The organism is Pseudomonas sp. GW821-FHT03C07 (assembly GCF_059420925.1).
Genome location: NZ_JBWKUQ010000004.1, coordinates 142,509 through 168,890, shown reverse-complemented (window position 1 = coordinate 168,890; position 26,382 = coordinate 142,509). Strand labels below are relative to the sequence as shown.

Here is a 26,382-nt window from a genome sequence, read left to right as displayed (position 1 = left end):
TCGTATCACACTGCTCAGAAGGGCCAATAACATGCTCGTTTTCGTCACTGGCGGCACCGGCCACGTCGGTTCGTACGTCATCCCCGAGCTCATCGCAGCCGGCCACGAGGTCGTCGCTCTGGCAAGGTCAGACGCGTCCGCGGCAGCGGCGTCCGCGCTCGGCGCCAAGGTGCGTCGTGGAGATCTTGCCGACCTCAAAGGGCTCAAGGCGGCGGCGGTTGAGTGCGACGGCGTCATCCACCTCGGATACAGGGCCGAACTGCTTCCGTCCGGCGGGATCGCCGCCTTGGTCGAATCGGAACTCGCGACCGTCCTCGCGTTCGGCGAGGCGCTGGCGGGCACGGATAAGCCACTGGTCGTTGCAGGCAGTATCGGCACGCCCATGAACGTGGGCAGGGCGGCGCCTATCGGCGCACCGGTCAGTCTGGGCCGACCGGCGACCGAGGATGATCCCGCTCTACCCTGCGGCCTGATCGATTCAGGCACTCTGTTGACACGCAATATCGTGGAAACCGCGGTCGTGGGCCTCGCCGAGCGAGGTGTCAGATCGTCGGTCGTGCGGATTCCCACGCTCTTACACAGTGCGACCGGTCGCCTGCAGCTGATCATGCTCGCGAAAACAAAGGGTTTTGCCGGCTATCCGGGAGACGGCAAGAACCGCTGGCCCGCCGTGCACGTCCACGATCTTGCCTCTCTGTTCCGCCTGGCGCTGGAGAAAGGGGCCGCAGGCAAAACCTGGCACGCGATCGGCGACGAGGGAATCCCGTTCCGCGAGATCGCCGAGGCTATAGCCGCTCGCCTGGGAATACCCGCGGTGAGCATCCCCGCGGACGAGCTGATGCTGCCGGGCTACTTTGGGTTCCTGGCGGCGGTGGCCACGCTGGACCTCCCCGCGTCGAACGCCATCACCCGCCGGGCTCTTGGCTGGGACCCCGTTCAGCCCGGTCTGATCGAGGACCTGGACAACGGCCATTACTTTCCACCGACTGACTTGAGCTGACGGCGGGGCGCTGGATCGCCAATGCGCCCGGCACAGTCCCCCCTAGCACCTTTTCTCGCCCCCCATCACCCACGAGGAGCACGCATATGCGCGTTTTTGTCACTGGCGGCACCGGCCATTCCGGTCCGTACATCATCTCCGATCTTATCGCCGCCGGCCATGAGGTCACGGCCCTGGCTCGGTCCGACAAGGCCGCCGCGCAGGCGGCTGCGCTCGGCGCCAAGGTACATCGCGGCCATCTCGAGGATCTCGACGGGCTCAAGGAGGCGGCCGCAGCCTCGGACGGCGTCATCCACCTCGCGCACCGGCAGGACCTGATTCCAACCGGCGGGATCAACGCCGTTGCGGCCGCGGAGCTTGAGATCATGCTCGCCTATGGCCAAGCACTGGCCGGAAGCGGAAAACCGTTGGTCGTGTCTGGAAGCGTCGGCTCGCCCGGGTGGGAGGGCCTGGGCCGGCCGGCCACCGAGGAGGATCCACCCCTTCCCGGCGGCGATCCGTACAAGAATACCCTGCGGGTTCGGAACATCGTGGAAACCACGGTGATCGGTCTCGCCGAAAAGGGCATACGGTCTGCGATCGTGCGGATCCCTGAGATCATGCACAGCTCCACCGATAACGCCGGCTTCCTTGCGCTGTTGATCGGGCTGGCCAAGGAAAAGGGTGTCGTCGGCTACCCCGGAGACGGTGCCAACCGTTGGGGGGCCGTGCACGCCCGTGACCTCGCCACCGTGTTTCGCCTGGCGCTGGAGAAAGGCGCCGCGGGCAGAAGCTGGCATGCAATCGCCGAGGTGGCTGTCCCGTACCGCCAGATCGCCGAAGCCATTGCCAGCCGCTTGAATCTGCCGGCCGTGCCTATTCCCGCGGACGTGCTGATGCTGCCTGGCTACTTCGGGTTCCTTGCGAATCTGGTCACGCTGGATACCCCGACATCGAACGCCATCACGCGCCGGGTTCTTGGCTGGGAACCGACCCAGCCCGGACTCTTCGCCGATCTTGATAACGGTCATTACTTCCCGGCCGACTGATGAGGTGACGGCACACCGCCGGGTCGCACTGCGCCCGGTGGGTGGCCAAGCCGCGACGACGTAACCCGTCCAGAAAAGACGAAAAATACCTGATTTCAGAACGGAGACTGCACATGAGCACTATCAGCATCATCGGTTCAGGAGGCATGGCCACGGCGGTCGCCGGCCGTATCGCCAAGGCCGGACACACCGTCGAGGTGTTCAGCCGCGATCCCGCCAAGGCGCAGGCGCTGGCCGACAAGCTCGCATCCGGAGCGATCACAGGGACTTACGGCGCCACTCCGGCGGGCGACATCGTCATTCTCGCCGTGCCGTACACCAATGCGGTGGCGGTACTGGCCGACTTTGGGAAAGCGCTTGACGGTAAGGTGATCATCGATATCACCAACCCGGTCGCTCCCGATCTCTCGGGCCTCGTTACCCCCCACGGCAGTTCCGGCGCGCAGGAGATCGCCAAGGTCGCCCCGGCCAGCGCGCATGTCGTCAAGGCGTTCAACACCCTCTTCGGCCACGTCCTTGCCAAGGGTGGGCGTCTCGACGCGTTCATCGCGGCGGACGATGCGGACGCCAAGGCGCAGGTCTCGACCCTCCTCGAGAGTCTCGGGCTGCGTCCGTTGGATGTCGGCGGCCTGCCGATGGCCCAGACGCTCGAGGCGCTCGGTCTGATGATGATCGGCCTGGCCAAAAACGGCGCCGGCAGCTGGGACATCGCCATGAAAGTCGATATCGGCTGAATCACCGACACCATGTCCTCACCAGCAGGTCCACAACGTGTCCGATGAGATCGAACACGATCCCAGGTAAAAGACATGGAGAGATTTCGATGAGCACACAAGAGAATGTCCAGACTGTGAAGAGTTTTTTTGCAGCCATGGGCCGCGGCGATACGCCAGGTCTGCTGGCGTTGTCTGCCGAAGATATCGAGTGGATCATTCCGGGCGAGGACTGGCCGCTGGCGGGCACGCACCGCGGGCACCAGGGAGCGGTCCAAACGGCCAGCTCATCAGGTTGCGATAAAGCGAGCCGGCGGCTCATTCGGACACCCATTCCACGGCCATCCGGATACATTCTGCACTTTCCAGCGACTGCAGGCTTTCGGTCGCCGCCGTCATCATGGGGTTGGTCGTGGTGCGGCACGAAGCTTAGCTGTTGGGATCTATTGAAATGACTAGAAGAGTTCAACCGTGCAGCGTTTTCGCTGCTGACAGCAAACCACGGAATTTCTGGTAACGGGCATGTAGCACGGGTTGTTGTTCGACTACAGGAAAGTACCGCGCTTTGATCGGCATGCCCGCCTGCAACAGATCGCAACCGCGCCCGTAAGCCAGGAAACCCAGCTTGGCGGCACCGATGCAGGCGCTGAGTTCGCTGCCGTGCAAGGTATATATTTCCCGCTGCAAAATATTGGCGAGCAACTGCGCCCAATAATCGCTGCGAGCACCGCCACCCACCAGTGCGCAATCCTGTACGGCTGCACCGGCTGACTGCAGCGCATTCATCGCGTCCAGCAGACCGAAGCCAACCCCTTCCATCACCGCGTAACCCAGCATCGCTGGTGTGCAGTCATGGCCCAGGTTCATGAAGCCGCCACGCAGCAAAGGATCATTGTGCGGGGTGCGCTCACCAGCGAGATAGGGTAGAAAAATCGGGTTTGAAAGCGGCACGGATTGATGGATCGGCAGCATCGCTTGCACCTGATGCAACAGTGCTTGTTCGTCAGCAAAACCCAACAGACGAGTCACCCAACGCAAGCAACTGGCGCCCGCCAGCATGGCGCCCATGGTATACCAGCGATGTGGAAGCGCATGGCAAAAGCTGTGCACAGCACTGGCCGGGTTGCCCGCAGGGTGATCGGTGATCGCGACGATGGCGGCGCTGGTGCCCAGGGTAATAAACGCATCGCCGGCATTGATGGCTCCGATACCGACCGCCGAAACGGGATTGTCACCGCCTCCACCGGCGATAACCAACCCTATGGGCAAGTCCAATCGCCTGGACGCAGAGACACTCAAGCTTGCAGACGCATCGCCACCTTCGACCAGCATCGGCATCTGCCTGGGCTCAAGGCCGGTGGCGCGCACCATGGGTTCGAACCAGTCACGCTTGGTCACATCCAGCCACAACGTGCCAGCGGCGTCCGATACATCGCTGACGCGTTCGCCGCTCAGTTTTAGCCGCAGGTAGTCCTTGGGCGACAAGACGCAGGCAATCGCGTTGAATACCTGCGGCTCATGCTGGTGCAGCCACATTAGCTTGGGTGCCGTCAGTCCCGCCATCGGCAAGCTGCCCGTCACCTCGGCAAAACCGGGGTATTGTCGACCCAGCGCATCGGCCTGGGCAATGGCACGGGAGTCATCCCAGAGTATCGCCGGGTACAACACACGGTCGTCATTGCCCAGCAGCACCGCACCATGCATCTGCCCCGACACCCCGATGCAGCGAATACGCCCATAGGCGTCTGGCTGACTGAACCGCAATTGATCCAGAGCACTCAGGCAGGCCTGCCACCAATCTTCCGGGTCTTGCTCGGACCAACCGCCTTGCAGCCGTGAAACCGTCAGCCGGGCACCCGCATGGGCCAGCACTGTTCCGCTCTCATCCAGCAATATAGCCTTGAGTTCCGACGTGCCGAGATCGATCCCAAGCGAGAGGGGACTGCTCATAAACATTCACTTCCGTCAGTTGGACTGATCAAACACAGCCACATGAGTTTCGAATCCGAAGCGTTGGCGCCATGCGCACGGTCTGTTTTTTACGCTCAGGGGATTCAATTCGCTCAAGCAGCAAGGTGACTGCGCGGGCCCCCAACGCCTTGACCGGCTGGGCGATCAAGGTCAGGCGCGGGACAAAAAAATCAGCCCAGTCAAAATCATCGAAACCCACCAGCGCCATTTGCCCAGGCACCGCTATGTTCGCATCGCACAAAGCATGCATGGCGCCAAGGGTCATGAGGTTGTTGGCGGCCATGATCGCCGTCGGTGGTGATTCCAGTGCCAGCAACTGCCGAGTGACCACCCGCGCCTGCTCACTGTTCGATTCACCATTGACAAGCAATGCCGGATCAAAGGGCAGCCCCGCTGCTTTCAACGCAGCTTGATAACCTTCCATCCGCTCCTCCGTGGTGCTGAATCCCGGGCGACCGGCAATCAACGCAATGCGTTGGTGCCCATGTCCGATCAGATGCGCCACCAGGGCCTGCGACGACTCTATATTTTCAACACCGACCTGATCAAAGCCTTTGGCGACGAGGCGGTCGACTAGCACCGCCGGAATATCATTGGCTTGCAGATAGTCCAGGGCCAGATGCTGCTGCCCCATCGACGGCGCCAGCAAGATGCCGTCGACACGTCGATGGTGCAGGGCTTTGATGACGCGCAACTCCTGCTCCGGATCGTCATGGGTATCCACGAACAGCATCATGATGCCGTGCTTGGCGCACTCAGTTTCAATTGCATGCACCGTCTCGCTGAAATAGTGGTTAGAGAGCGCCGAGATCGCCACGCCGATCGTGTTGGTGGTCGAACGCGCCAACGAACGTGCCAGCGTATTCGGGATGTAGCCGAGTTCCTGGGCCGCCATTTCGACCGCACGCGCCGTGGCCGGGCTGACCTTGCGTGTGCCGTTCAAAACATGCGAAACCGTCGACGTCGATACCTTCGCAATCTTTGCCACATCATCCATCGTTACCACGCCACTCACTCCAACCCGTCTTCGCCTCAATGTTTACTGGACCAGCCGCTATACGCGCCAACATTATCGCGAGTGATCAGCTTCGGCGTGAGCAAGGTGAGCACTTCGGCAGGCTTCTTGTCATTGAGAATGTCATTGCCTATCACCACCGCATCCTGCGCCATAGCCCAAGGGTCCTGGCTGGCAGACGCCTGGATCGACGACTCGGTTTTCAGTGCGTTCTCGATGTCCGGCGCGCCGTCCACGGAAGTAATGACGATGCCGCTGCGTTTCAGCTGTTTTGCGGCAAGATCGCTACCAATGGCCTGCGGGTCGTTGATGGCAAACAACCCGTCAATTTTCGGGAAGCGTGTCAGGTAGCCCTGCATCGCGTTCAGACCGCCTTCACGGGAGCCTTTGGCGTCCTGATCGTCGGACAGAACCTTGATGCCCGGCGCTGCGGCAAGCGCTGTTTTACAGCCCGTGACCCTGTCGGTTACCGCTGTCACTTGCGGACCGTTCTGGATGATCACATTACCCTTGCCGGACAGCTTGTCGACGATAAACTGACAGGCCAACTTCCCGGCCTCGACGTTGTCCGTCTGCACGGTGGCATCCACGCCCTTGGCATTCACGTCCACGGCCACGACCACGATCCCGGCCTTACGGGCTTTCTTGACGGCGGATTCGATGGCCGCCGGATCGACCGCATTTAGCAGGATCAGGTCGACGCCAGCGGAAATGAAGTTGTCGATCTGAGTGAATTGCTTGCTCAGGTCGTAATCGGCCGACACCGAAGTGACTTTGGCATTCGGGTTCAGCTCAAGCGCCTTGGCCTTGGCACCGTCGGCGAGGGTCACGAAATACGGGTTCCCCAACGAGCCGAGGCTGATGCCCATCGATTTCAGTTCACGGGCCTCGACGCCTTGAGATAACAGCGCGGCCAGGCACAGGGAGACGACAGCTGGAAACTTGCGTTTGAAGTTCATGATTGCTCTCTTGTGATTATAGGTGGCTCTATTTTTTTGAATCAGTGTTCCAGAACAGCGATTGAATTCAGGTTCGTGCACCGCTCTGGCGATAACGATCGAGCGCCACCGCACCAATGATGACAAGGCCCTTGATGATGTATTGCCAGATGTCGGACACCCCCAGCAGCACCAGGCCATTGGTCAACACCGCAATGATCAGCGCGCCAATCAGGGTTCCGCCGATGGTGCCGACGCCACCGGTAAAACTGGTTCCGCCAAGGATCACCGCTGCGATGGCATCGAGTTCGTAGGATTGCCCGAGCTGCAGACCATTGGCCGCGAACAGCCGCGAAGCGCTCATCACGGCGCCCAGGCCAGCCAGGGCGCCGGACAGTGCATAGACGAACAGCAACACTTTCCACACTTTGATCCCGGACAGGCGCGCCGCTTCCGGATTGCCACCCACTGAATAGATCTGCACGCCAATCACCGTTCGCCGCAGGATGAACCAGGACAGACCGATGACGCACACCGCGATCACCACCAGCCACGGAACGCCGAGGATCGAATCGTTGCCGATGAAGGCAAAGGGCAGATCGGGATTAAATACGGTTTTGTCGTCGGCCAGCAGACGTGCCAACCCGCGCATGGCGGTCAAGGCGCCGAGGGTTACGATGAACGGCGGCAGGCGCATGAACGCGATCAGCCCACCGTTGACCAGGCCCAGCAACAGGCCGAAGCCGACTCCGGCAACGATGCCCAGCATGCCGTATTGCGGCGACATCGACGCCTGCAGCGCCACCACTGCCGATGCAGCGAGAATCGCACCCACCGAAAGGTCGATGCCCGCGGTCAGAATCACGAAGGTCATGCCTGCGGCCAGCACCACATTGACCGAAGCCTGCTGGGTGACGATCGACAGGTTTTGCAGGGTCAGGAAGTTTTCGCTCATCAAGGCGAAGCCCACCAGCAACAGCACCAACACCGGCAACATGCCCACCGTGCGCATCAGCTCTCGTATCCGTTCGCGCTTGCCGATCGCCACTGCAGCCGCTGGATTATCCAGGGTCAGCCCCATAACGTTCGCCTCCACTTTCTTTGCTTCATGAATGTGCCCCGCGGAATCAGCCATGTACGGCCACCGGCTCACCACCGGTGGCCAGATCGATAATGGTTTCCTGGGATATTTCGCTGCCGGATGCCCCGCCCACTTCAGCCACTAGCTGGCCTGCGCGCATGATCAGCACGCGATCGCAGGTACCGATGATTTCCGGCAGCTCGCTGGAGATCACTACGATGCCGACACCGGCCTTGGCCAGCTCGTTAATGATTCGGTAGATTTCCGATTTGGAACCGATGTCCACGCCACGGGTCGGCTCATCGAGAATCAGCACATGGGGTTTGACTTCCAGCAGGCGCGCCAGCAGCACCTTCTGCTGATTACCACCGGACAACGCCCCGACACTGACCTTGCCCGAAGCGACCCGGATCGATAGCGACCTGATGGCGGCGCCAGCCCGTTTCGCGCCACGATCACGGTCGAGCACACCGCCGACATGGGCATCGGGGACGCAGGCGCAGACGTTGATGTTGTCGCTCACGCTCATGTCCAGAAATAGTCCCTGAGCCTTACGGTCTTCGGTGAGGTACACCACGCCAGCACGAATAGCATCCGTCGGATTGCGCAGTTGCGTAACCGCCTTGCCCGCCACCTCCAGCGTGCCTGAGCTGCGCGGGTCGGCAGCAAAAATCAGGCGTGCGAGTTCGGTGCGGCCAGCACCAACCAACCCCGCGATGCCCAGCACTTCACCGGCATGCAGATCGAAACTGCAATTGCGCACGCGCTTGCCGTCGGCCATGTCGCGAACTCGCATCACCACGGCCCCTGGATCGTACGCTGCGTGTTCTTTTTTGTAGAAGCCGGAGAGATCACGCCCCACCATCATCTTGACCAACACCTCGGCCGATAAGGCATCGCGCGCCAGCATGCCGACGTACTCGCCATCACGCAGCACCGACACCCGATCCGACAGCTCGTAGATCTCGGCCATTCGATGGCTGATGTAGATAATCGCCAATCCTTGGGTGCGCAGCTGTTTGATTAACGTGAATAAGCGATCCGTCTCGCGCAACGACAACGGCGTCGTGGGCTCGTCCATTACCAGGATTTTCGCGTGGGCCTGAAGTGCACGGGCAATTTCCACCAACTGCCGCTCGGCGATTGAAAGCGTACTCACCCTGGTGGAGGGCTTGAATTCAGCCCCCAGCCGCGTCAACACCGCAACGCAGCCAGCCTCCATCGATTTGCGGTCGATGGTCCAACCACGCCGCAGTTCGCGGCCGAGGTAGATATTTTCGGCCACGCTCAAGTTCGGGCACAGGCTCAATTCTTGATAGATGACAGCGATACCATGCGCTTTGGCGGTGCGTGGGTTGAAGGTAGTGACTCGCTGCCCTTCGATACGGATTTCGCCCCCGTCATCAGCCTGATAGGCACCAGACAAGATCTTCATCAACGTCGACTTGCCGGCGCCGTTCTCACCCATCAAGGCGTGGATTTCACCCGCATAGACTTTCAGGCCAACACTTTTCAGTACGCGCAGCCCATTGAAGGTCTTGGAGATCCCTTGCATTTCCAGAAGAGGAGTTGACGCCGATTCGAGGCTCATGGATGAACCCTCACCTCAGCTGTCGAAGTGTTTTTTTGAACGATGAAACGAAAAAAAATGTGGGTTATCTGGCCAGACAAGATGTCCATTTTTATCCCCGAGCTTTTTTATTTTTCTACCTGGGTCACTGCCGATAGTGGAGCGTCGGGTGACGTGATCGAAAAGGACTCTAGTCAGGTAAAAGTATTTACGCAAGCGCTTGCGCGCGCATTTTTATCGATGATGAATCGTTTCATCATCGATAAAAATATGCATTGAGGCTTTTGAGGTTCGACTAGGGAGCCCAGAGGACTGCCCCCCTCTCTCACGTATTTTCGCTCGGCGGCGAATGATGGACGCAGCCTGGCGACGGTGTGCCGCTGGACAGCATCGCAGTGATCACGCCCTTCCAGGACGTACGCAACCAACTCAAGGATCGATTACACGGCAAGATCGTGCGCGGCACCATTCACACCATGCAGGGTAAGGAAGCTGCCGTGATCATCCTCGTCCTGGGTGGGAGCAGCGAAAACGGCGGCGCTCGCGAATGGGCAGTGTCCAAGCCGAACCTGCTCAACGTCGCGGCCACCCGGGCCAAGCGCCGCTTGTATGTGATTGGCGATCGCAATGACTGGAAACAGCGGAAACTCTTCTGTGACGTTATGGAGCTGCTGCCGGCTCATTCCCAGATGACCGCCGACAGCCCTGCATGACAAACGGCCGCCTTAGACCGAAGCCTCCTGCGTGCACAATATTTCCCAAACCTGAGACGTGTGGGAAATATGAGTTTTTTTGGAGGGCAATTTCGCAAGCTGATTGATATCTGGTGAATTGTGCTTGGAACGACAAGGGAAAATAAATCGGTCACCTTTTCGTCGAGCGCAGAAAACGTCAGGCCACTCCAGGCCACGGCCCAGGATCAGATCTTCACATTCTCACGGATATTCCAGCCGTACTTGATGGCACCGTAACGCTTACCGCTGGAGCAGGCCGCCATAAGGTTGGGGGACGATTTATCCATGAACTTGCGAAAGGACAAGTTGCTGATAGAGACCTTACCGGCCCCACCTCCGCTGCCGGTGTGCATGGAGCCGGACTGGCTCATGCCCCATTGAATCGATTTTATTTCGATCTCGTCCCGGTGCTGCTGATCTTTGGATTCGCCCTTGATATCGCCCAATTTAAAAAAAATATCGGTTGCCATAGCCACTCCCTGTTCGTTGACCTACGCCGGATTGGCGTCGGGCGGCACTTTCTTCGCAAGCGTGTGCCATGAGCAAGGTGTTGAACAACGAAAGGGAGTGAGCCTACCCAACTAACTCGCAAGTCCTACATTTTCAGTTGATTGGGCTTCTTATGCTCCAAGACCGTAATAATCAGGTCAGGGAGAAGCCGAAATGATTTCCGATTTTTTGAAAAGCGGCGTACCCAGTGCACACCACAATGCCCGTCAGCGCGTGGAGGGCAAGGTTGACCTAGCGCGCCTGTTTAGGGCAATCGATGGGGACCCGGCGATTGCCGGTGCAGGTGTGGTGTATATCGAAAGCGACTTCACGGTGGTGACGCTGAGGGAGTTCCGGGCGATTTGCAGTGTTGTACCGAAAAAGATCGTTTTGCGTGAAGCGCCCAATCGGGGAATATCAAGACAATTGCCGTTTCTTTATACGAGGTACTTGATCAATGAAGAGCGATAGTGATCCGAATGCAAGCCTTGTTCGCTACAGCGTGACAGGTGCTTTTGTGAGTTTCGTTGGACTTTTCTGTATAGGCATTACGACTGCTTTGGTTCTTGTTTGTTATCGGGAATACGTCCCTGCCGGCGTTGAGCTAAGGGAGCTAGCATTGTTTGGATCCTTGATAGCGCTGGTATTTTTTCTTGCTGATATGGCTGTTCTATGGGGACGCGTGGCTTGGGTTTGGTTTGAGGTTTTTTTGTTTGTTATTTGTTTTTCTCTGAATCTGCCGGCCATTTTTTTCAAGGCGCCTCATTTTTTATACGCGTTAAGTCTGCTGACGCCCCTCACTGGTTTGTTGCTACTCAATAGCAAGTCACAGCGGGTAATGCGACAAAATGTCGTCAAACTTCGCCAATGGCGGGAGGCTTCCAAAAATGCAGGGAGGTAGACGTGAGCAGCATGAGGCTGAAGAACTGGCCAAGATCGACGCTTTGCGTCATGCCACTTCAGCAGGACGGATGGATCTGAAACGAGGTCATTTCATCGAGATTGGCGGTGAACAGTTGGGAGAGCTCGTGGCTGACATCGGCGAACGAGCGGCCCTCCCCACCTAGAACCGTTGAGCATGGGGAAGTACCGTCTCTCTCATACGGCCCTCAGTGATATCGAGGATGTTCTCTCACATGCCTGGATCAGGTACTCCCTTCCTACTTCACTTTGCACACCAAAACCAGCGGCGGCACGCACCGAAGTCGCCCCCAAAATGATCAGCACGAACATGCCGGTCAACACGACCTCACAGACAAAGGCCGCCCACAACGAATAGCCTCCCGGCGAATGCGCGCCATAACCATTGGCGGCAAAGCCCGCGTTTAAATCAAAACCGGCCTTGCCGCTGGCGATCAGAAAAAGCACGCCACCGGCAACCAATCCACCCATTACTTGCGCCAAGATGTAAGGCAACAGATCGCGCGTGGGTAGCCGCCCGCCGACCCAAACACCAATGGAAACCGCCGGGTTGAGGTGGGCGCCGGAAATGGGCCCTATAGCATAGGCCATGGTCAACACACTCAAACCAAATGCCAGGGATACACCGAGATAGCCGATCCCCACCGCTGGGACGCCTGCCGCGAGCACGGCACTGCCGCAGCCCCCCAGCACCAGCCAGAATGTACCTAGAAACTCTGCCCCGTATTGCTTCGTCCACAACTCCTCACAGCCCTGAGACCGCAAGATAGAATTTCACGTGATAGAAAGGCTGACGCGGTGCGCGCCAGGAATTGAATGGCACATCCGTGTGCCCAAGCCGACCAGGGAATGCTCGTCTTGTGTATCGCAAGGCGCCTATCCCGAGCCCCTTCCGACTACAGCCAGAGCCAAGGCTCTTCCATCTGCGCTTCCTTGCACTGGCACTGCTCCTGTCATCCTTGAACTCAACGGCTGGCAATCTAACAGCCGATTGTGCAGGCCAGGCTCAATTGCCATATTTGTTCAGATATCGCATGAAAATTCGCTGCCACGCTAAACCACCTGGTCAGGCGTTTTTCGCGACAATCCCCTTTTTTGGGGGCGGCCCCTCTGTTTTCGCAAACCTATTACGTTGCCGATACAAGACCATCGTTGCCGAGAACCCGCACAACGCTGCGAACATCAACCAATAGGCCGGAGACGCCTTGTCGCCGGTTGCCTGCACCAGAAAGGTCGACATCGCCGGGGTAAACCCACCAAAAATTGCGGTCGCCAGGCTGAAGGCCAAAGAAAACCCCACCACCCGCACATTCTGTGGCATGACTTCGGTCAAGGCCGCGACCATTGCACCGTTGTACACGCCGAAGAAAAACGAGAAGTACAGCAAGACCACCAACAATCGCTCGAAACTGGGGGCTTCAGCCAGCCAATGCATGGCCGGATACGCTGTGAAAATGCACAGCAGCGAGATCGCCAACAGCAGTGGACGACGGCCGATTCGATCTGAAATCGCACCGCCGATGGGCAACCAAATGAAGTTGGTCAGGCCCACAAACAACGTCACCACCAGGCTATCAGTGGTGCTCAAGTGCAGCACCGTTCTGCCGAATGTCGGGGTGTATACGGTGATCAGGTAGAAGGTAGTCGTGGTCATCGAGGCCAACAGTCCACCCGCCAGCACTGTGCGCCAGTTTTCCCTCATGGAGCGGAACACTTCGGCAGTACTTGGATGATGCGCACGAGCCTTGAACGCTTCGGTTTCCTGCAACGAACGACGAATGATGAAAATGAACGGGATGATCACGCAGCCGATGAAGAACGGAATGCGCCAGCCCCACGCCGCTATCTCGGTTGCATTCAGGTAGGCGTTGATCCCATAGCCCAACGCCGCCGCAAGGATGATCGCGATCTGTTGGCTGGCCGACTGCCAACTGGTGTAGAAACCCGTACGACCCGGCGTTGCGATCTCGGCCAGATAAACCGACACACCGCCCAGTTCCGCACCCGCCGAGAAGCCCTGCAGCAATCGACCCAACAGCACCAGAATCGGTGCCGCGACGCCAATGCTGGCATACCCCGGTACCAATGCGATCAGAACCGTGCCGCATGCCATGATCGACAGCGTCACAATCAACCCCTTGCGACGCCCCACCTTGTCGATATAGGCGCCCAGCACAATGGCGCCCAATGGACGCATCAGAAAACCCGAACCGAATACGGCAAAGGTCATCATCAGCGAGGCGAACTCACTGCTTGCGGGGAAGAACGTCTGGGATATGTAGGTTGCGTAGAACCCGAACAGAAAGAAGTCGAACTGTTCGAGAAAGTTGCCGCTGGTGACCCTTATGATAGCGCCGAATTTTGACGTCCGGGATCGGGTGTTTTCCGTTTTTATTTTGACCATGGTTACGGTGCTACTCGATATTGTTATTGGAATAGAGGTCGTGACGGTCAGTCACTGCCGGCGTTGATCGGGTTGGGTAGACGTTTTTCGATGGCGTACTTGAGTAGCGCGGCGCTACGGAAGATACCGTGGGCGAATTTGCTGTAGGGCATGGTCAGAAAGAACGCCATCACCAGCCCCAGGTGGATTGCCAGCAGCAAGCCCAGGGCGCTGGTCTCGCGCAAGGCGAGCAATGCCAGGCCGCTGGAACTGACCAGCAACAGCAGCGCGATAAATCCGCGATCCATGGGTTTCTGGCTCTCGTCGCCCTGTTCCGGGTTGCGGCGCAGATTCATCCATAGCAATCCGGCCGGGCCCACCAGCAGACCGATACCGCCGAGGATTCCGAGCATCACCGGCAGACTGAAGATCGGATATGGGGCAGACCAGTCGAGCAGGAAGTGATAGAGCGTGGCCACTGCCGTGGCGGCGAAGCACAGCAGGAAGCCGTAGAAGGTGAAGTGGTGGAAGCGACGGCGCCATAGAGTGAATTTGTCATCGTCGTTATTGCAGCCTTCTGCGTGGCCGCCGTCCAGATACTTGAGCTGTGCGACGTTGACCGTGGCCTCCAGGGCGGCAGAGGTTTTCAGTGGCAGCGGCGCGTCGGCAGGTGAGACGTTACGCCAGAAACGTCGTACTCCGATTGTCAGGGCCAGTGCCGCAAAGCCGAACACCGCGCCAAACATCAGGGCCAGAGTGTTGTGCGGGAAAATACCGTAGAAATTGCCCCCCGGCATGGCCGTGAACAGGTTACCCATCGCCACCAGGGCCAAGCACAGAAACAACGCCAACCCGCCACCTGAAGCCAGAGCCAGGGTTAGACCGTTACGCTGGTAAAGCTTGCCCAACGGCTGCGGCCAAACGTACTCGGCATAAGTGTTCAGACGCACCTTGGCCATTGCTTTAGGCACATTGACCGCAAACTCATGGGGCGCGGCGTACTGGCACGCCGAAAGGCAAGCGCCGCAGTTGTGGCATAGGTTCGCCAGGTAATGGATGTCTGCCTGCGTGAACTCCAGACGCCGGGTCATGGCCGGAAACACCGCACAAAAACCTTCGCAATAGCGACAGGCATTGCAGATGGTCATCTGCCGCTCAACTTCACTTTCCTCTAGATTAAGGACTGGGATCAGTTGGCTGGACGCTTGGGGATCAAACAGTTGCATGTCGAGATTCCGATATCACAGTAGAAGGGCCGAAACCCACCGAGGCCGCCGCCTGAACGCCAGCGATACGCCCGAAAGCAGTGCCTATGGCCATGCCGATGCCGGCGGTGTAGCCCTTGCCCAACACGTTGCCCGCCATCATTTCCCCGGCGACAAACAGATTCGGACTGGCTTTGCCTTTGAAGCGCACAGCCGCCGTTTCGTCGGTGGCCAAGCCCAAGTAGGTGAAGGTCACACCGGGTTTAAGCGGATAGCCATAAAACGGCGGTTTGACCAAAGGCCGTGCCCAGTGTGTCTTGGCAGGTGTCAGGCCTTCGGTATGGCAGTCGTCCAGGGCGGTGTGGTCGAAAGTGCCGACCTGACAGGCACGGTTGTAGTTTTCGATGGTTTGCATGAACTGCGCTTCTGGCAAATCCAGAAGACCCGCGAGCTCTTGCAGTGAGTTGGCCTTGGCCCCAGGGAAAACCGGCGGCATGAAACGGCCGATCGCCTGCTGGTCGATGATCGAATACGCCTTCTGGTTGGGTTGACCGGCCACCAGTCGCCCCCAGATTGCATAGCGCTTGGGCCAGAAATCTTCGCCTTCGTCGTAGAAGCGCTCGCCGTCGCGGTTGACCACCACGCCCAGCGACACGCAGTCGATGCGGGTGCAGATCCCACCGTCGTAAAGCGGCGCCCGGGCATCGATGGCAACCATGTGCGCCTGTGTCGGATCACCGATGATGTCAGCGCCGAGATCCTGCATGCGACGTAGCAACACCCCGGTATTGAAACGCGTGCCACGGATCAGAAAGTTATCCGACGGCCATTCGCCACGTTCGTTTTGACCCCAAGCCTCGCGCAGCCATTCGCGGTTGGATTCGAAACCACCGGCTGCCAGCACACAGGAGCGGGCCTCAACGCGTTCGGCAGGCAAATGCTGCCCATCGACCTCGCGCGCGCCTATGTGCGCGGCGACGAACTTTCCATCCTGCAGCTCGATATCAGTGACTTGAGCGTTGTAGCGAATCTTGACGCCCAGGCGTTCAGCGCTGCGAAAGTACGCGTTGACCAGCGCCTTGCCTCCGCCCATGAAGAACGCATTGGTGCGCGCTACATGCAACGCGCCGGACAGCGGCGGCTGGAAATGCACGCCGTGGGATCGCATCCAGTCACGACACGAGGAAGAGGCGCGAATGGCGATGCGTGCCAATTTTTCATTGGTTATGCCGCCGGTAACTTTGAGCAAGTCCTGCCAATATTCTTCTTCCGGATACGCGTCCACCAGCACATCCTGCGGCGCATCATGCATACAGCGCAGGTTGCGCGTGTGCTGTGAATTACCACCACGCCAGACCTTTGGCGAGCTTTCCAGCAACATCACGCTGGCACCGGCTTCCCGCGCCATCAGCGCCGCGCACAAGGCCGCGTTACCGCCACCTATAACCAAAACATCAACCATCGTTTCTCCTCAATTCGCAAGCAGACGGGAACGAGTTGCTGCTGGCGAGTGGGCGAACAGTAGTGCGGCACCCAAGGGGGCGAAAGGCGGGTTTTTACATGGGGGCTTTAGTTTTGCTAAAGGGGGGAAGTGAACTTTCTTCGGGCAACAGCCCCTTTGATCGCAACGGTTATGCGAGGCGAACAACTATTGAGTGGGCGGCATTGCCTGTAAGGCATAGGTACGGTGACAGGGTTCCAAGTCTCAAATTTCCTCGATCAACCGCGCTCCGGGCCACTGTCGATCATTGACCAGATGTCGCACGACATCGGTTATCACGACCCGCGTCGCCAGAGCAGCGGGAGACAGTTCGTCGTCAGCAAGAGTCGCCAGCAAATTCCTACGCCCAACGTGCGCATCAGCGATCTGTACCAGTGACAGTCCCGACTCCCCTTCTAATGCCGCGGCGGCACCTGGTTGAATCGTAGCGGCGTGTCCGGCCCTTACCGCGTTCATCAGCACGACCAGCCCGTCTATCTCCATGATGATGTTGGGCGTCACGCCCGAGCGTTCAAATGCGGTCATCAGAGTCGTACGCAGCCCATGTTGAGAGCTGGGCATCACCAGCGGCAGTTGACCAAGATCTGCCAGTTGCACGCTGTCGCCGCGCGGTGCGCCTGGCAGCTCCCGGGAGGTAATCACGAATAGTTTTTCGTCCAGCAACGGCGTCACGCTCCAGCGCTTACCGCCTTCGAGTTGAAACAGGATGGCCAGATCGATCTGTCGCGCATTGAGCTGCGCCGCGAGGTGCCCGGACAGCATCTCCACCAGGTGCAACTGGATGTCTGGGTAACGCTCGCGCATTGCATTGATCAATGGCAGCGCCAGAACCGTGGCGGTGGTGGGTGGCAGACCGACACTGACGTATCCGCTCATGCGTCCGCGATGTGCTGCCAGGATCGCGTTCTCCGCCTGACGCAAAGTCAGTTGGGCGTGGTGCAGGAAGGCGAATCCGGCGCCGGTCGGCGTCACGCCAGTGCTGGTACGGTTTAGCAGGCGAGTCGACAGTTCACTCTCAAGCTTGCCGACCTGCTGGCTTAGTGCCGAGACGCCGACGTCCAGCTCCAATGCGGCACGGCCAAGGCTGCCATGCTCGACAATCTTCACGAAATAGCGCAGTTGCTTGAGTTCCAAGGGGAAGCGACTCCGGGCGAAGGATAAACCAGCAGTCTACCTCTTGCCTGCCCCGCTGACCTGCGCATCCTGGCTGACAATGACATCGCCGGCGTGATACGTCGGCCAGTTGCTCAGCGTGAACTTGCGCACTGCCCATCTCACAGAAATGGGTGCCATATCCAAAAGGTAATCAGGTATTTTCAACCAACGATTCGGGAATGCCCCGCATGCCATGTAAAACGCGCCACACATCAATGAGGTCATCGCGTTCAACGTAGAACACCAGATAGGGGTAACGTTTCAACGGCCAGTAGTCTTGGTTGGCAAGGGATCCTACTTGGCAAGGGCTCGCAGGATCACGGGTTTAACCTTCATCCTCGAGCTGTCCGAACCCTGGTACGTAGGGATTCGAAGTAATTGCTATCCACAGGAGCCGTGGGAGCCGATTCGGCCCCCGCCAGCAGCAGGCCACGCAAGTGCTGCCGATCCTGATCCTTGCTTGCGAATCAGTTCCCGGACATATTCGCTACTGGTGCTGTAGCCTCGATGGCTCACTTGAGCATCGACAAAAGACTTGAGGGCATCCGGCAGGAAGATGTTCATGGTGCTCATGGTTTTATCCGACTTTGACAAAACTTGCCAACGTATACACCCATCACCCTACCTCACCAGTGTAGGAAACGTATCAAAATCACGGTACCAAATTGCGACAAATCGAGCCGGTGGCTCATGATGATCGGGCCAACCGTCTGCCAGACGTTGACACACGGCTTTGCACAGCCCTCCCCCGGAAAAGAGATCAAGCTGCCAAGTGCTTGATCTCTTTCAGCGCTACGACCTCAATCAATCGGGCGGTTGTCCAACGCGGACGATAGCTGACGGGATGGGGACGCCCCCTCAAGCAACGCATCCACCACCGCCCGCGCCACTTCCACCGAATGCAGCATGCCCCAGAACAACGCTCGTTCGACGGGGTTGGTGTGCAGGCTGATTTCGTCGCCATTGAGTTCTGCCGTTTCGAGCAGATTGGAAACGTAGGTCAGCGCGTCCTGGGCAGTCACACCGGGTTGGATGGCGAATAGCGTGGGTTTGTACGGGGCTTCGGGGGTAACGGGTTTGGAGCTGGTGAGCGCGAGGGTATCGAGCAAACGGTGTGCGTTTGCCGGGGCCGGCTCAGATTCGCTGGATGGAATATCAGATAGCTTATGTAAGTACATCTCCCTGTCGGCGGTGCCGAGGGCTTTACGAATTGGGGGTGGATCGGGGGTGATTTTCTTAGCCATGGTGAATCTCCTGCTTAATAAAAGGAGTTCATCCATCCTCGCTGCGACGCAAGGGTGGCGAACTGCGCGCAGGTTCGCAGACCAGGGTAAACAGGAACCCGGCAGGCCGAAGCCTCCTGCGCACAGCTCGCCATAACGCGAACACGAAAAAGCCGCTTTCGCGGCGCTGTGCGCCTGTTTACGACCGGGCTGCGAAACCCGTATCGCTGAATTTGCAGCGACAGTCGAACAGTAGCCTTGGCGGATAGCGCACGCAATATTCTCCCATGCCTGAAACGTGTGGGAAATATGAGATTTTTCGGCAGGCAATTTCTCGTGCCGATAGAGCGCTGCTCAGCTACGCCTGAAACGACAAGGGAAAATAAATCGGTCACCTTTTCCGGCTCCAACCATCACCTTTACTGCAAATGCTAGCAGAGCAACCATTTCGCTCGGTCGGCCGCTTACGATACGCGCGCGAAAATGAGCGGGAGAATTAGGCAGGGAAAATGCTGATCAACTAGCGCCTCTACTGACTACGCTTGACCTGTAGACATAGGGACGAAATATTGGGTGACCCGCAGCATAGCAATCGCATAGATGATAGCATTTGGCCTTCTATTGCCAAGGATTGCAGAATGAAAGCGCTAATCAATGTCAAACCGAGCCCAGAACAAATGGCTCTTTTTTCTCGAAGTAGTGCCGGGGTTGAGGTCATCCGAGGCGCCGCAGGGAGTGGCAAGACAACCACTGCACTGCTCAAACTGCGATCCTCAGCGGGCTTCTACTTGAACCGCGAGAAAAAACGCCCTATCCCTGGATCTGTGAACATTCTGGTGCTGACGTTCAATCGAACGCTGCGCGGGTACATCGCGGAGCTCACAGAGCGTCAGTTCCACTCTGAACCGTTAGTGAATCTGGACTTCTACACGTTCAACAAATGGGCGCAGAATCTAACCGGAGCCCAAGGAATCATTGACATCGCTGGTACTGCAACCCATTTGGAAAGCTTGGCAGGCAGTATGAAGATGGATACGGAGTTCGTCGTCGACGAAGCCGTATATGTCTTGGGCCGATTCGAGCCTGACAAACTGGACGATTACCTGACAGCCCGTCGAGACGGTCGAGGGATCACACCACGGATGGAACGACCCACGCGCCAGCGATTACTGGATGAGGTCATTCGTCCCTACAACGCTATGAAACATACCAGAAAGCTGGTGGACTGGAACGATCTGGCCACGCTTCTCTCCACCAAAACACTACGTCAGTACGACGTGATTGTCGTCGATGAGACTCAGGACTTCTCAGCAAACGAAATCCGCGCAATCCTGAATCAGAAATCCGAAGACGCCACAGTGACCTTCGTGTTGGACAGCGCTCAACGCATTTACAGCCGCAATTTCATCTGGAGTGAAGTGGGCGTAGCCTTACGACCTGAAAAGAGCAGCCGACTACAAACCAACTATAGGAACACGAAGGAGATCGCACAGTTTGCAAGCGCGATGCTGACCGGTCTCACGATGGACGACAACGGTACAATGCCTAACTTCGACAGCGCCAGATCGAATGGCGTCAAACCTATTGTGGTCACTGGCGAATACCCTGCCCAGCTACGGTACGCAGTGGATTACGTGCGACGCATTGATCTGACGAAAGAATCGGTTGCATTTTTACATCCCAGGATTTGGTTTCGAGATCTCAAGCCTCTGCTCAAGTCATGCGGTCTTGGATATGTCGAAATCACTGGCGAACCCAACTGGCCACAAGGGCCGGAAAATATTGCTCTATGTAGCGTCCATTCAAGCAAAGGCCTGGAGTTTGATCACGTGATCATGATTGGTCTCGATGGCAGCATACTTGACGTTTCAGCACCTAAAGACGATGGGAATGAGGAGACAGACGACTACGAGCTGTCTGCCCGTCTGCGGCGCCTGATTGCCATGGGCATTGGCCGTGCTCGCGAAAGCGTCGTGCTTGGCTTCAAAACATCAGACACTCCCGATATCATGCGCTTCATCGACGGTTACTTGTACACGGCGGTCAAGGTATGAGCATTGACCAATTCATCAAGGATCGAGGCATAGGATCAATCGTACACTTCACCACCAACAGTGGATCATTGGGCATCTTCGCGTCAGGCGGACTCAAGTCCCGCGAGCGCCTAAATGCCGACCAGCAGCTCAAGCATATCTTCCAACCCAACGCACAGAGACGGAACAAGGATGTGTCCTGGTTGGATTATGCGAATCTATCCATCAGCCGTATCAACACAAGTTTTTTTCGCTACTCAGGCAACTGGCATCGGGAGAAAGATTTTTTCTGGTGCATTTTTGATTTCTCACCTGAGATAATGCGTCACGATGGAGTCTGGTTTACGACGACCAATAACATCTACACCGGTGTGCGTCAGGCTCAAGGGCTAGCTGGTCTGGAGGCTGCTTTTCAAAATCACACCACCCTTTGGGGGGGTAATGTGATCACACGGCCAGCCAACCACCCACTGTGCCTTCCGACCTGTCCTCAGGCCGAAATCCTCTATCCAGGGGAGGTCTCTACTGAGTATTTGCAGCGTGTCTATGCGCGGTGCGACTCAGACAGCGATGAAATCGCCGCACAGATGTATGGGATGGGCCATAGAGAGGTACCCGTCATCGTGAACCCAGACCTGTTTGATGAGATTAGGTGAGCAATTCAATGTCAGAAAATCGACTCAAACGCACGATCTCCTCAGCCCTTTGGTCTGCATATGGAGACGCGCTGGGGTTCCCGACCGAGCTCGCATCGGATCGAACCGTTCAACAGCGCCTCGGACATTCAAGGGTCACACGTACCGAAACATGGAAGCGTCTGATTGGCGGCCGTTTCGGGGCACAGGTTCAACTGCCCGCAGGTACCTATTCTGATGATACGCAACTGCGCCTTGCAACGAGCCGGGCAATTACAGGTCAGGGCTACTTCGACGTAGAAGCCTTTGCAAAAATAGAGCTACCTGTATGGCAATGCTATGCCTTAGGTGCTGGTCGGGGCAGCAAATCAGCAGCAAGTGCGCTTTGCAATAGAAGCAATAACTGGTTCAGCAACTTCTTTACTAACTATGAAAATGGCGGCGGAAACGGGGCAGCCATGAGGATTCAGCCTCACGTATGGGCAGCTGCCGACCTCAGGAAAAAAGACTCATTCCTTCCAGATGTAATCCGCAATTCATTGTCCACCCATGGCCATATGCGCGGAGTAGCTGGCGCTGTCGTCCATGCCGTTAGCCTTGCTCATACCCTTGAGTCAGGAAAAGTGCCAGGCCCGGGCGAATGGCTCAGCTTTGCCGAGGATATTCAGAATATTCCTAAACTAGTAGATAACGACAACGAACTGTCCACGTTTTGGCTGCCAATGTGGGAACAGAAAAGCGGGCGCAGCCTGAGCTCAGCGGTGGCGGAAGCCGCCCAAGAGTGGATTCAGTCAGTCCGCACTGCTACCAATCTTATCGACAAGTTGTACCATTCTGACGGCGCTGTAATCTATGCCCAACTGGTCTCCTTGGAAAATGGACTTAGCAAGGAGGAACGCGGGTCAGGCCTCAAATGCGCTTTGTTTGCAAACGTAGCTGCCTTCATCAGCAAGCGCTACGGTTCCCAGGAAACTATCGAAACTATCGCTAATCTTTTGGACAGTGATACCGATACCATCGCCACCATGGCTGGCGCGCTGATCGGAGCCGCAAACCCTGAAGCACGCTTCATTGGACCGATTCAAGACCAAGGCTACATCACCGACGAAGCTACTCGTATGTACGAAATTAGCCAGGGGGAGTCGGCTGCTACGTTCAACTATCCTGATACGCTGTATTGGCAGGCGCCACGTGCAGCTATCGATATGCTGAGTCATGACGGAAACGATCTCATTGTAAATGGTTTGGGTAGCGCCCTTCCAGAAGGCGAAATTCATTTCGGGTTGCAGAAAAATACTGCTTGGCGCTGGTTCAAACTGAGATTCGGTCAATCGATACTCGTTCGCTACCGATCCACGATGCAGCTAAGTTCCGAGCCAAATTCACCGCCCCCTGCCCGGATGGACACTCCGGACATGTTCCAGCAATCGGATGTTCCTCAGGTGCTTTCGAACCTGAACTCGCGTGCGCAGGAGTTAGATAGTCCACACCGGCCCAAAGCAGAAATAGAGGCCCCACGACCATTCAGCCATGTACCAGAAGCATCCCACCAACCTCCAGAGCCGATTATTAGCGGAGCCGAACCATCCAAAATTGAAACAGACTTGGCGGCCCAGGAGAATCCTGTTGTTTCTCTAATTGATCTGGATACACTGACAAACGAAGCAATCAAGGGCTTTGATCCAGAAATCATTGGACGCCATCTGTTGATGCTAGCCGAACAACCCAACGCGATCTCATTGTCTATTGCCTACACTTCAATCGTCATCAAGGCTCGAAGCGCTCGATTGAAGCATCGAAAGCCACAGTAGGTAATGGACCGGTAAGGTAGATCAGGATGCTGTCTAGTCCTGAAATAGGTTTACACCTGTTTCAGGACTAGACCCTCTGCCTCGACGCTTCATTCAAAACCCCAAGATGTGACCGATTTCGTAGACGAGGCGACTCATCCCGATCAGTTGTCCACGCGGTAGAGTGTTACGAATTTCACTGCTTCTTCGCTCGGAACAGCCTATTGCAAGAAGCGCGCTCCTTTTCTCATAAGGCGCAGTCGATTCACAGTACCGCGTATGCCGCATCAAAGTCCTTGAACGCTTGATCCACCCTGTATTTGAGCATCATCGACGCAGAAAGCTTAACCATGGAGTCGAAGAGAGAATGCCCAGATGGGATCTCACACTGGCCAACACACACGTTACCGTCGGCACCACACTCGTAAGCATAAGCCCCGTAATAGACTCTCCCAGGCTCCCTGTCCAACCCAACAGTTACCTGCTTAGTAGGAGTATCCGTATCCGATGCCCCATAAAGAGAGAACTCCAACACATCATCAAAAGGGATGAACATCGCAGAGGCTGAAAGTACAAATAAGCTCGCGATATCAAGAGCCTCTTCAACCTCGGGAAGGGCTGGAGCCTCATACTCATGCTCAAGAATATTCCGCATACTAACCGCCTTACGCAGCAAGCTGGGCGCCAATAACCCGAGCGCTCGTAACTTCTCCACTTTACGTGGTACATTTAACTTAAATGAGTCGTAGCCGAAAGAAATCAAGAGTTGGTCCATCTGGCTAACTATTGCTCGTTTGGCATTTGTGGTGGCATTTACAAGTGTGGACAGACCGCCGCGGTGTAAGTCCTCCTCCGCCAAACTCAAGAACTCAATAGGCGATACTTTCAAATCAACTAACGTGAAACTACCTCCACCTAACGACACCCCACATTGGCTCAAATCTATGCCATGAGCCACACAAAAATCTTTGATATCCATGTCATCCCCTCGATCAGCCTCCATATGGCAGGCAGCAAAAATCAGTGTATCAGCGAGATAAAATCACATAAGAAATGGCTGTATTTATTTGCTCAAAAATAAATACCCCTTTTTTGCTAGGATCCATCGACTAGCACCATAATTATTGTGTCCTGAGTCCGACGGACTCAGGAGCACTCATCGAGTTGCATGCTAAATACGCAGCTCAAGTGTCTCAAAAAACCGCTTGGCCCAGGGAGAAGCCTCACTCACCTTGCCCGGATCAATCAGCCCCAGCAACTTGAAAGAATGCTCACCCTTACCGTATTGACTCTTGGATTTGCAGTCTCGGGAGGCCTTGGCAAGAGCATCGTAGACCCGCTCTTTAGCCACACGCTCAACCGGGTTCCCAAGCGCCGGTAATTGATTTTCCTGAAAGCCCTGTCCGAAAAAAACCTTGAGTGCTTGCCGGTCCGCCAGTAACCAGCTTTCCATGCACTGCACGATCAAGTGACAGTGCAAATCCTCTGAGCCCACAGGCTGTTGCCAGCCATCACGCTGCTGCAAATGCTGCCAAGGTAGCCATCCGACCCGACCAGTTGACTCGTGCGCATTACCAGGTTGCGCAGCATCGGACACCGGCGCTTCGCTATCGACCAACAACATGGCCGGCTCACCAATACGAATAGCCGTACAAAAAGAATCAAACGCATCGTTACGGCTACCGCACGCCACGATCCTGGGCATACGCCCCTTGAAACCGGCCTTTTCAAGAAGCTTAGAAAAACCTTCGCGACAAGCTGTTTTCAATGAAGCAGCGTTGCCGCCTCCTTCGACGTAGAGTTTCACCAGCGTGTTCCTCCGATCTCACCCCGCGTCCACAACTGCCCGAGCCTGTACTTCTCCAGCCAGGGCTTGAGCTTTTCAGCATCCAATCGCGTCAGTGTCGTACCCGATTCAGTTTTTTCCGCCACCAGAACAGATTCCGGCTGATCGCTCATGGCATCTACCAGCACATCAGAATGCGTCGTCACAATCAGCTGAGTGCGAGTAGCCGCTTCCTTCAGCAGCTCTGCCAGCGTCGGCAAAATGTCAGGGTGCAACCCAAGTTCAGGCTCTTCGATGCAGATCAGTGGCGGCGGGTTTGGATGACACAGCACGGCCAGCAGACACAGATAACGCAAGGTGCCGTCAGACAGACGGGTCGCCGGCACAGTCATTCCACCTTCGTGAAAAAACACCTGCACCGTGCCGCCCTCGATCTGCACGTCGTAGTCATCAATACCACTGTAAAGCGCCTGCAAGGCCGTCAACAGACGCTGCTTGACCGCAGGGTCGCGCCGCAGCCGATTGAGCACCAACCCCAGATTGCTGCAGTCCGGCTCGAGTACGTCGTTGGGCAGGTCTGCTTTTTGTGGCAGCCGAGGTGCCGTATAACGACCGAAACTCCACTCCCTATAAAGCCGAATCTTGCCGAGCGCCTGTCCCAGGTAAGTGATTTCGGGATACTGATCCGGATCACGACGCTGAGACAGAATCGACTTTTCCAGATCGACATCTTCCTGACGTAGGGAACGACTCTCCCCACCTTTCAGATTCAGAACGGGTCGACCACTGTTGAAGTGGTAAAAAAAGTACGGCTGAGAATGCTTCGGACCATCCGGCTTTTCATATTCGACTCGCTCATCCGCGATCTCGAAACGCTGCCCGACCTCAGTAAAAGCTAAGTGATAACGCAGGTTCTGCGGTCCCTTGGGGTGAGCGAGCAGAACATCAATAGAGGCAACTGGTGTAGCTGGCGCACCTTTCCAAAGCCAGTCGCGAACGCCCCCTCCTTCACGGATAGGCTTCAGCAATTGCTCCGGCGCGCTACGCAACAACTCAATGGATTCCAACAGGTTGGACTTGCCCGACCCGTTAGGCCCGATAATGACATTCAGCGAACTTAGAGGAATGGCGGTGGATGACGCGCCGAAACTCAGAAAGTTCGTCAGTTGAATGGACTGGATCAGCATTGCATCTGCTCCTGGGTTAAATGT

23 protein-coding genes and 5 pseudogenes are annotated in these 26,382 nt (G+C 56.9%); 11 read left to right on the top strand and 17 right to left on the bottom strand.

The window, feature by feature from the left end; all coding sequences use genetic code 11:
- Positions 1–31 precede the first annotated feature (31 nt).
- The 4 genes from AC07VG_RS10040 (at position 32) to AC07VG_RS10025 (ending at position 3,196) form a co-directional block, all read left to right on the top strand.
- The gene (locus AC07VG_RS10040; RefSeq protein WP_495020962.1) at positions 32–1,000 is read left to right on the top strand and encodes an SDR family oxidoreductase; all 969 of its coding nucleotides are present in this window, start codon (positions 32–34) and stop codon (positions 998–1,000) included.
- Between the two features lie 86 nt (positions 1,001–1,086).
- The gene (locus AC07VG_RS10035) at positions 1,087–2,028 is read left to right on the top strand and encodes an SDR family oxidoreductase (protein ID WP_495020961.1); all 942 of its coding nucleotides are present in this window, start codon (positions 1,087–1,089) and stop codon (positions 2,026–2,028) included.
- 113 nt (positions 2,029–2,141) lie between these two features.
- Positions 2,142–2,762, top strand: a complete 621-nt coding sequence (locus AC07VG_RS10030) for an NADPH-dependent F420 reductase (RefSeq protein WP_495020960.1) — start codon at positions 2,142–2,144, stop codon at positions 2,760–2,762.
- Between the two features lie 89 nt (positions 2,763–2,851).
- Positions 2,852–3,196: a nuclear transport factor 2 family protein gene (locus tag AC07VG_RS10025; protein ID WP_495020959.1), complete on the top strand. Its 345-nt coding sequence runs from the start codon at positions 2,852–2,854 to the stop codon at positions 3,194–3,196.
- Between the two features lie 10 nt (positions 3,197–3,206).
- On the opposite strand, the gene xylB is transcribed toward AC07VG_RS10025, so the two are convergent.
- The 5 genes from xylB to AC07VG_RS10000 all read right to left on the bottom strand — a co-directional run bounded on the left by xylB (position 3,207) and on the right by AC07VG_RS10000 (position 9,337).
- Positions 3,207–4,691, bottom strand: coding sequence for a xylulokinase (gene xylB, locus AC07VG_RS10020; RefSeq protein WP_495020958.1), 1,485 nt, complete (start codon positions 4,689–4,691; stop codon positions 3,207–3,209).
- A gap of 28 nt (positions 4,692–4,719) precedes the next feature.
- Positions 4,720–5,718: a LacI family DNA-binding transcriptional regulator gene (locus AC07VG_RS10015; protein WP_495020957.1), complete on the bottom strand. Its 999-nt coding sequence runs from the start codon at positions 5,716–5,718 to the stop codon at positions 4,720–4,722.
- 26 nt (positions 5,719–5,744) lie between these two features.
- On the bottom strand, positions 5,745–6,686 hold the full coding sequence (locus AC07VG_RS10010) for an ABC transporter substrate-binding protein (RefSeq protein ID WP_495021117.1): 942 nt from the start codon (positions 6,684–6,686) through the stop codon (positions 5,745–5,747).
- Between the two features lie 67 nt (positions 6,687–6,753).
- The gene (locus tag AC07VG_RS10005; RefSeq protein WP_495021116.1) at positions 6,754–7,746 is read right to left on the bottom strand and encodes an ABC transporter permease subunit; all 993 of its coding nucleotides are present in this window, start codon (positions 7,744–7,746) and stop codon (positions 6,754–6,756) included.
- A 46-nt stretch (positions 7,747–7,792) separates the two neighbouring features.
- Positions 7,793–9,337, bottom strand: coding sequence for a sugar ABC transporter ATP-binding protein (locus tag AC07VG_RS10000; RefSeq protein WP_495020956.1), 1,545 nt, complete (start codon positions 9,335–9,337; stop codon positions 7,793–7,795).
- Positions 9,338–9,394: 57 nt separating this feature from the next.
- On the opposite strand from AC07VG_RS10000, the gene AC07VG_RS09995 reads away from it, so the two are divergent.
- Together AC07VG_RS09995 and AC07VG_RS09990 are read left to right on the top strand one after the other, a co-directional pair.
- Positions 9,395–9,595, top strand: coding sequence for a hypothetical protein (locus AC07VG_RS09995; RefSeq protein ID WP_495020955.1), 201 nt, complete (start codon positions 9,395–9,397; stop codon positions 9,593–9,595).
- 89 nt (positions 9,596–9,684) lie between these two features.
- Positions 9,685–10,029, top strand: a pseudogene (locus AC07VG_RS09990) (AAA domain-containing protein); the annotation flags it as partial.
- Between the two features lie 242 nt (positions 10,030–10,271).
- On the opposite strand, the pseudogene AC07VG_RS09985 reads toward AC07VG_RS09990, so the two are convergent.
- Positions 10,272–10,520, bottom strand: a pseudogene (locus AC07VG_RS09985) (Hcp family type VI secretion system effector); the annotation flags it as partial.
- A gap of 193 nt (positions 10,521–10,713) precedes the next feature.
- Here AC07VG_RS09985 and AC07VG_RS09980 point away from each other — a divergent pair.
- The gene (locus AC07VG_RS09980) at positions 10,714–11,010 is read left to right on the top strand and encodes a hypothetical protein (protein ID WP_495020954.1); all 297 of its coding nucleotides are present in this window, start codon (positions 10,714–10,716) and stop codon (positions 11,008–11,010) included.
- The gene (locus tag AC07VG_RS09975) at positions 10,997–11,440 is read left to right on the top strand and encodes a hypothetical protein (RefSeq protein WP_495020953.1); all 444 of its coding nucleotides are present in this window, start codon (positions 10,997–10,999) and stop codon (positions 11,438–11,440) included. Before AC07VG_RS09980 ends, AC07VG_RS09975 begins: the two co-directional genes overlap by 14 nt.
- A 278-nt stretch (positions 11,441–11,718) precedes the next feature.
- On the opposite strand, the pseudogene AC07VG_RS09970 reads toward AC07VG_RS09975, so the two are convergent.
- The 8 genes and pseudogenes from AC07VG_RS09970 to AC07VG_RS09935 all read right to left on the bottom strand — a co-directional run.
- Positions 11,719–12,201: pseudogene (locus tag AC07VG_RS09970) on the bottom strand (aquaporin); the annotation flags it as partial.
- Positions 12,202–12,526: 325 nt separating this feature from the next.
- Positions 12,527–13,864: an MFS transporter gene (locus AC07VG_RS09965; protein WP_495004434.1), complete on the bottom strand. Its 1,338-nt coding sequence runs from the start codon at positions 13,862–13,864 to the stop codon at positions 12,527–12,529.
- Positions 13,865–13,911: 47 nt separating this feature from the next.
- Complete coding sequence (tcuB, locus tag AC07VG_RS09960; protein ID WP_495020952.1) at positions 13,912–15,069, bottom strand: tricarballylate utilization 4Fe-4S protein TcuB; 1,158 nt, start codon at positions 15,067–15,069, stop codon at positions 13,912–13,914.
- Positions 15,056–16,510 (bottom strand): FAD-dependent tricarballylate dehydrogenase TcuA, encoded by a 1,455-nt coding sequence (gene tcuA / locus AC07VG_RS09955; RefSeq protein ID WP_495020951.1) that lies wholly within the window; start codon positions 16,508–16,510, stop codon positions 15,056–15,058. Before tcuA ends, tcuB begins: the two co-directional genes overlap by 14 nt.
- Before the next feature lie 243 nt (positions 16,511–16,753).
- On the bottom strand, positions 16,754–17,683 hold the full coding sequence (locus tag AC07VG_RS09950; protein WP_495020950.1) for a LysR family transcriptional regulator: 930 nt from the start codon (positions 17,681–17,683) through the stop codon (positions 16,754–16,756).
- A 172-nt stretch (positions 17,684–17,855) separates the two neighbouring features.
- Positions 17,856–17,975: pseudogene (locus AC07VG_RS09945) on the bottom strand (type II toxin-antitoxin system RelE/ParE family toxin); the annotation flags it as partial.
- Positions 17,976–18,036: 61 nt separating this feature from the next.
- A pseudogene (locus AC07VG_RS09940) lies at positions 18,037–18,277 on the bottom strand (ribbon-helix-helix domain-containing protein).
- Between the two features lie 227 nt (positions 18,278–18,504).
- Positions 18,505–18,948 (bottom strand): hypothetical protein, encoded by a 444-nt coding sequence (locus tag AC07VG_RS09935; protein ID WP_495020949.1) that lies wholly within the window; start codon positions 18,946–18,948, stop codon positions 18,505–18,507.
- 617 nt (positions 18,949–19,565) lie between these two features.
- Between AC07VG_RS09935 and AC07VG_RS09930 the strand changes: the two genes are divergently transcribed.
- The 3 genes from AC07VG_RS09930 to AC07VG_RS09920 are packed head-to-tail and all read left to right on the top strand — an operon-like array spanning position 19,566 to position 23,406.
- Complete coding sequence (locus AC07VG_RS09930; RefSeq protein ID WP_495020948.1) at positions 19,566–20,981, top strand: AAA family ATPase; 1,416 nt, start codon at positions 19,566–19,568, stop codon at positions 20,979–20,981.
- Positions 20,978–21,616, top strand: a complete 639-nt coding sequence (locus AC07VG_RS09925) for a DarT ssDNA thymidine ADP-ribosyltransferase family protein (RefSeq protein WP_495020947.1) — start codon at positions 20,978–20,980, stop codon at positions 21,614–21,616. Before AC07VG_RS09930 ends, AC07VG_RS09925 begins: the two co-directional genes overlap by 4 nt.
- Positions 21,613–23,406 (top strand): ADP-ribosylglycohydrolase family protein, encoded by a 1,794-nt coding sequence (locus AC07VG_RS09920; protein ID WP_495020946.1) that lies wholly within the window; start codon positions 21,613–21,615, stop codon positions 23,404–23,406. Before AC07VG_RS09925 ends, AC07VG_RS09920 begins: the two co-directional genes overlap by 4 nt.
- A 244-nt stretch (positions 23,407–23,650) precedes the next feature.
- Here the strand turns inward: AC07VG_RS09920 and AC07VG_RS09915 are convergent, their stop codons facing one another.
- The 3 genes from AC07VG_RS09915 to AC07VG_RS09905 all read right to left on the bottom strand — a co-directional run bounded on the left by AC07VG_RS09915 (position 23,651) and on the right by AC07VG_RS09905 (position 26,358).
- Positions 23,651–24,364 carry a hypothetical protein gene (locus AC07VG_RS09915; RefSeq protein ID WP_495020945.1) on the bottom strand — a complete coding sequence of 238 codons (714 nt, stop codon included), beginning with the start codon at positions 24,362–24,364 and terminating at the stop codon, positions 23,651–23,653.
- A 192-nt stretch (positions 24,365–24,556) separates the two neighbouring features.
- A complete protein-coding gene (locus AC07VG_RS09910) occupies positions 24,557–25,192 on the bottom strand; it encodes a DUF4276 family protein (RefSeq protein ID WP_495020944.1) in 636 nt (211 codons plus the stop codon).
- On the bottom strand, positions 25,189–26,358 hold the full coding sequence (locus AC07VG_RS09905) for an AAA family ATPase (protein WP_495020943.1): 1,170 nt from the start codon (positions 26,356–26,358) through the stop codon (positions 25,189–25,191). Before AC07VG_RS09905 ends, AC07VG_RS09910 begins: the two co-directional genes overlap by 4 nt.
- Positions 26,359–26,382 lie beyond the last annotated feature (24 nt).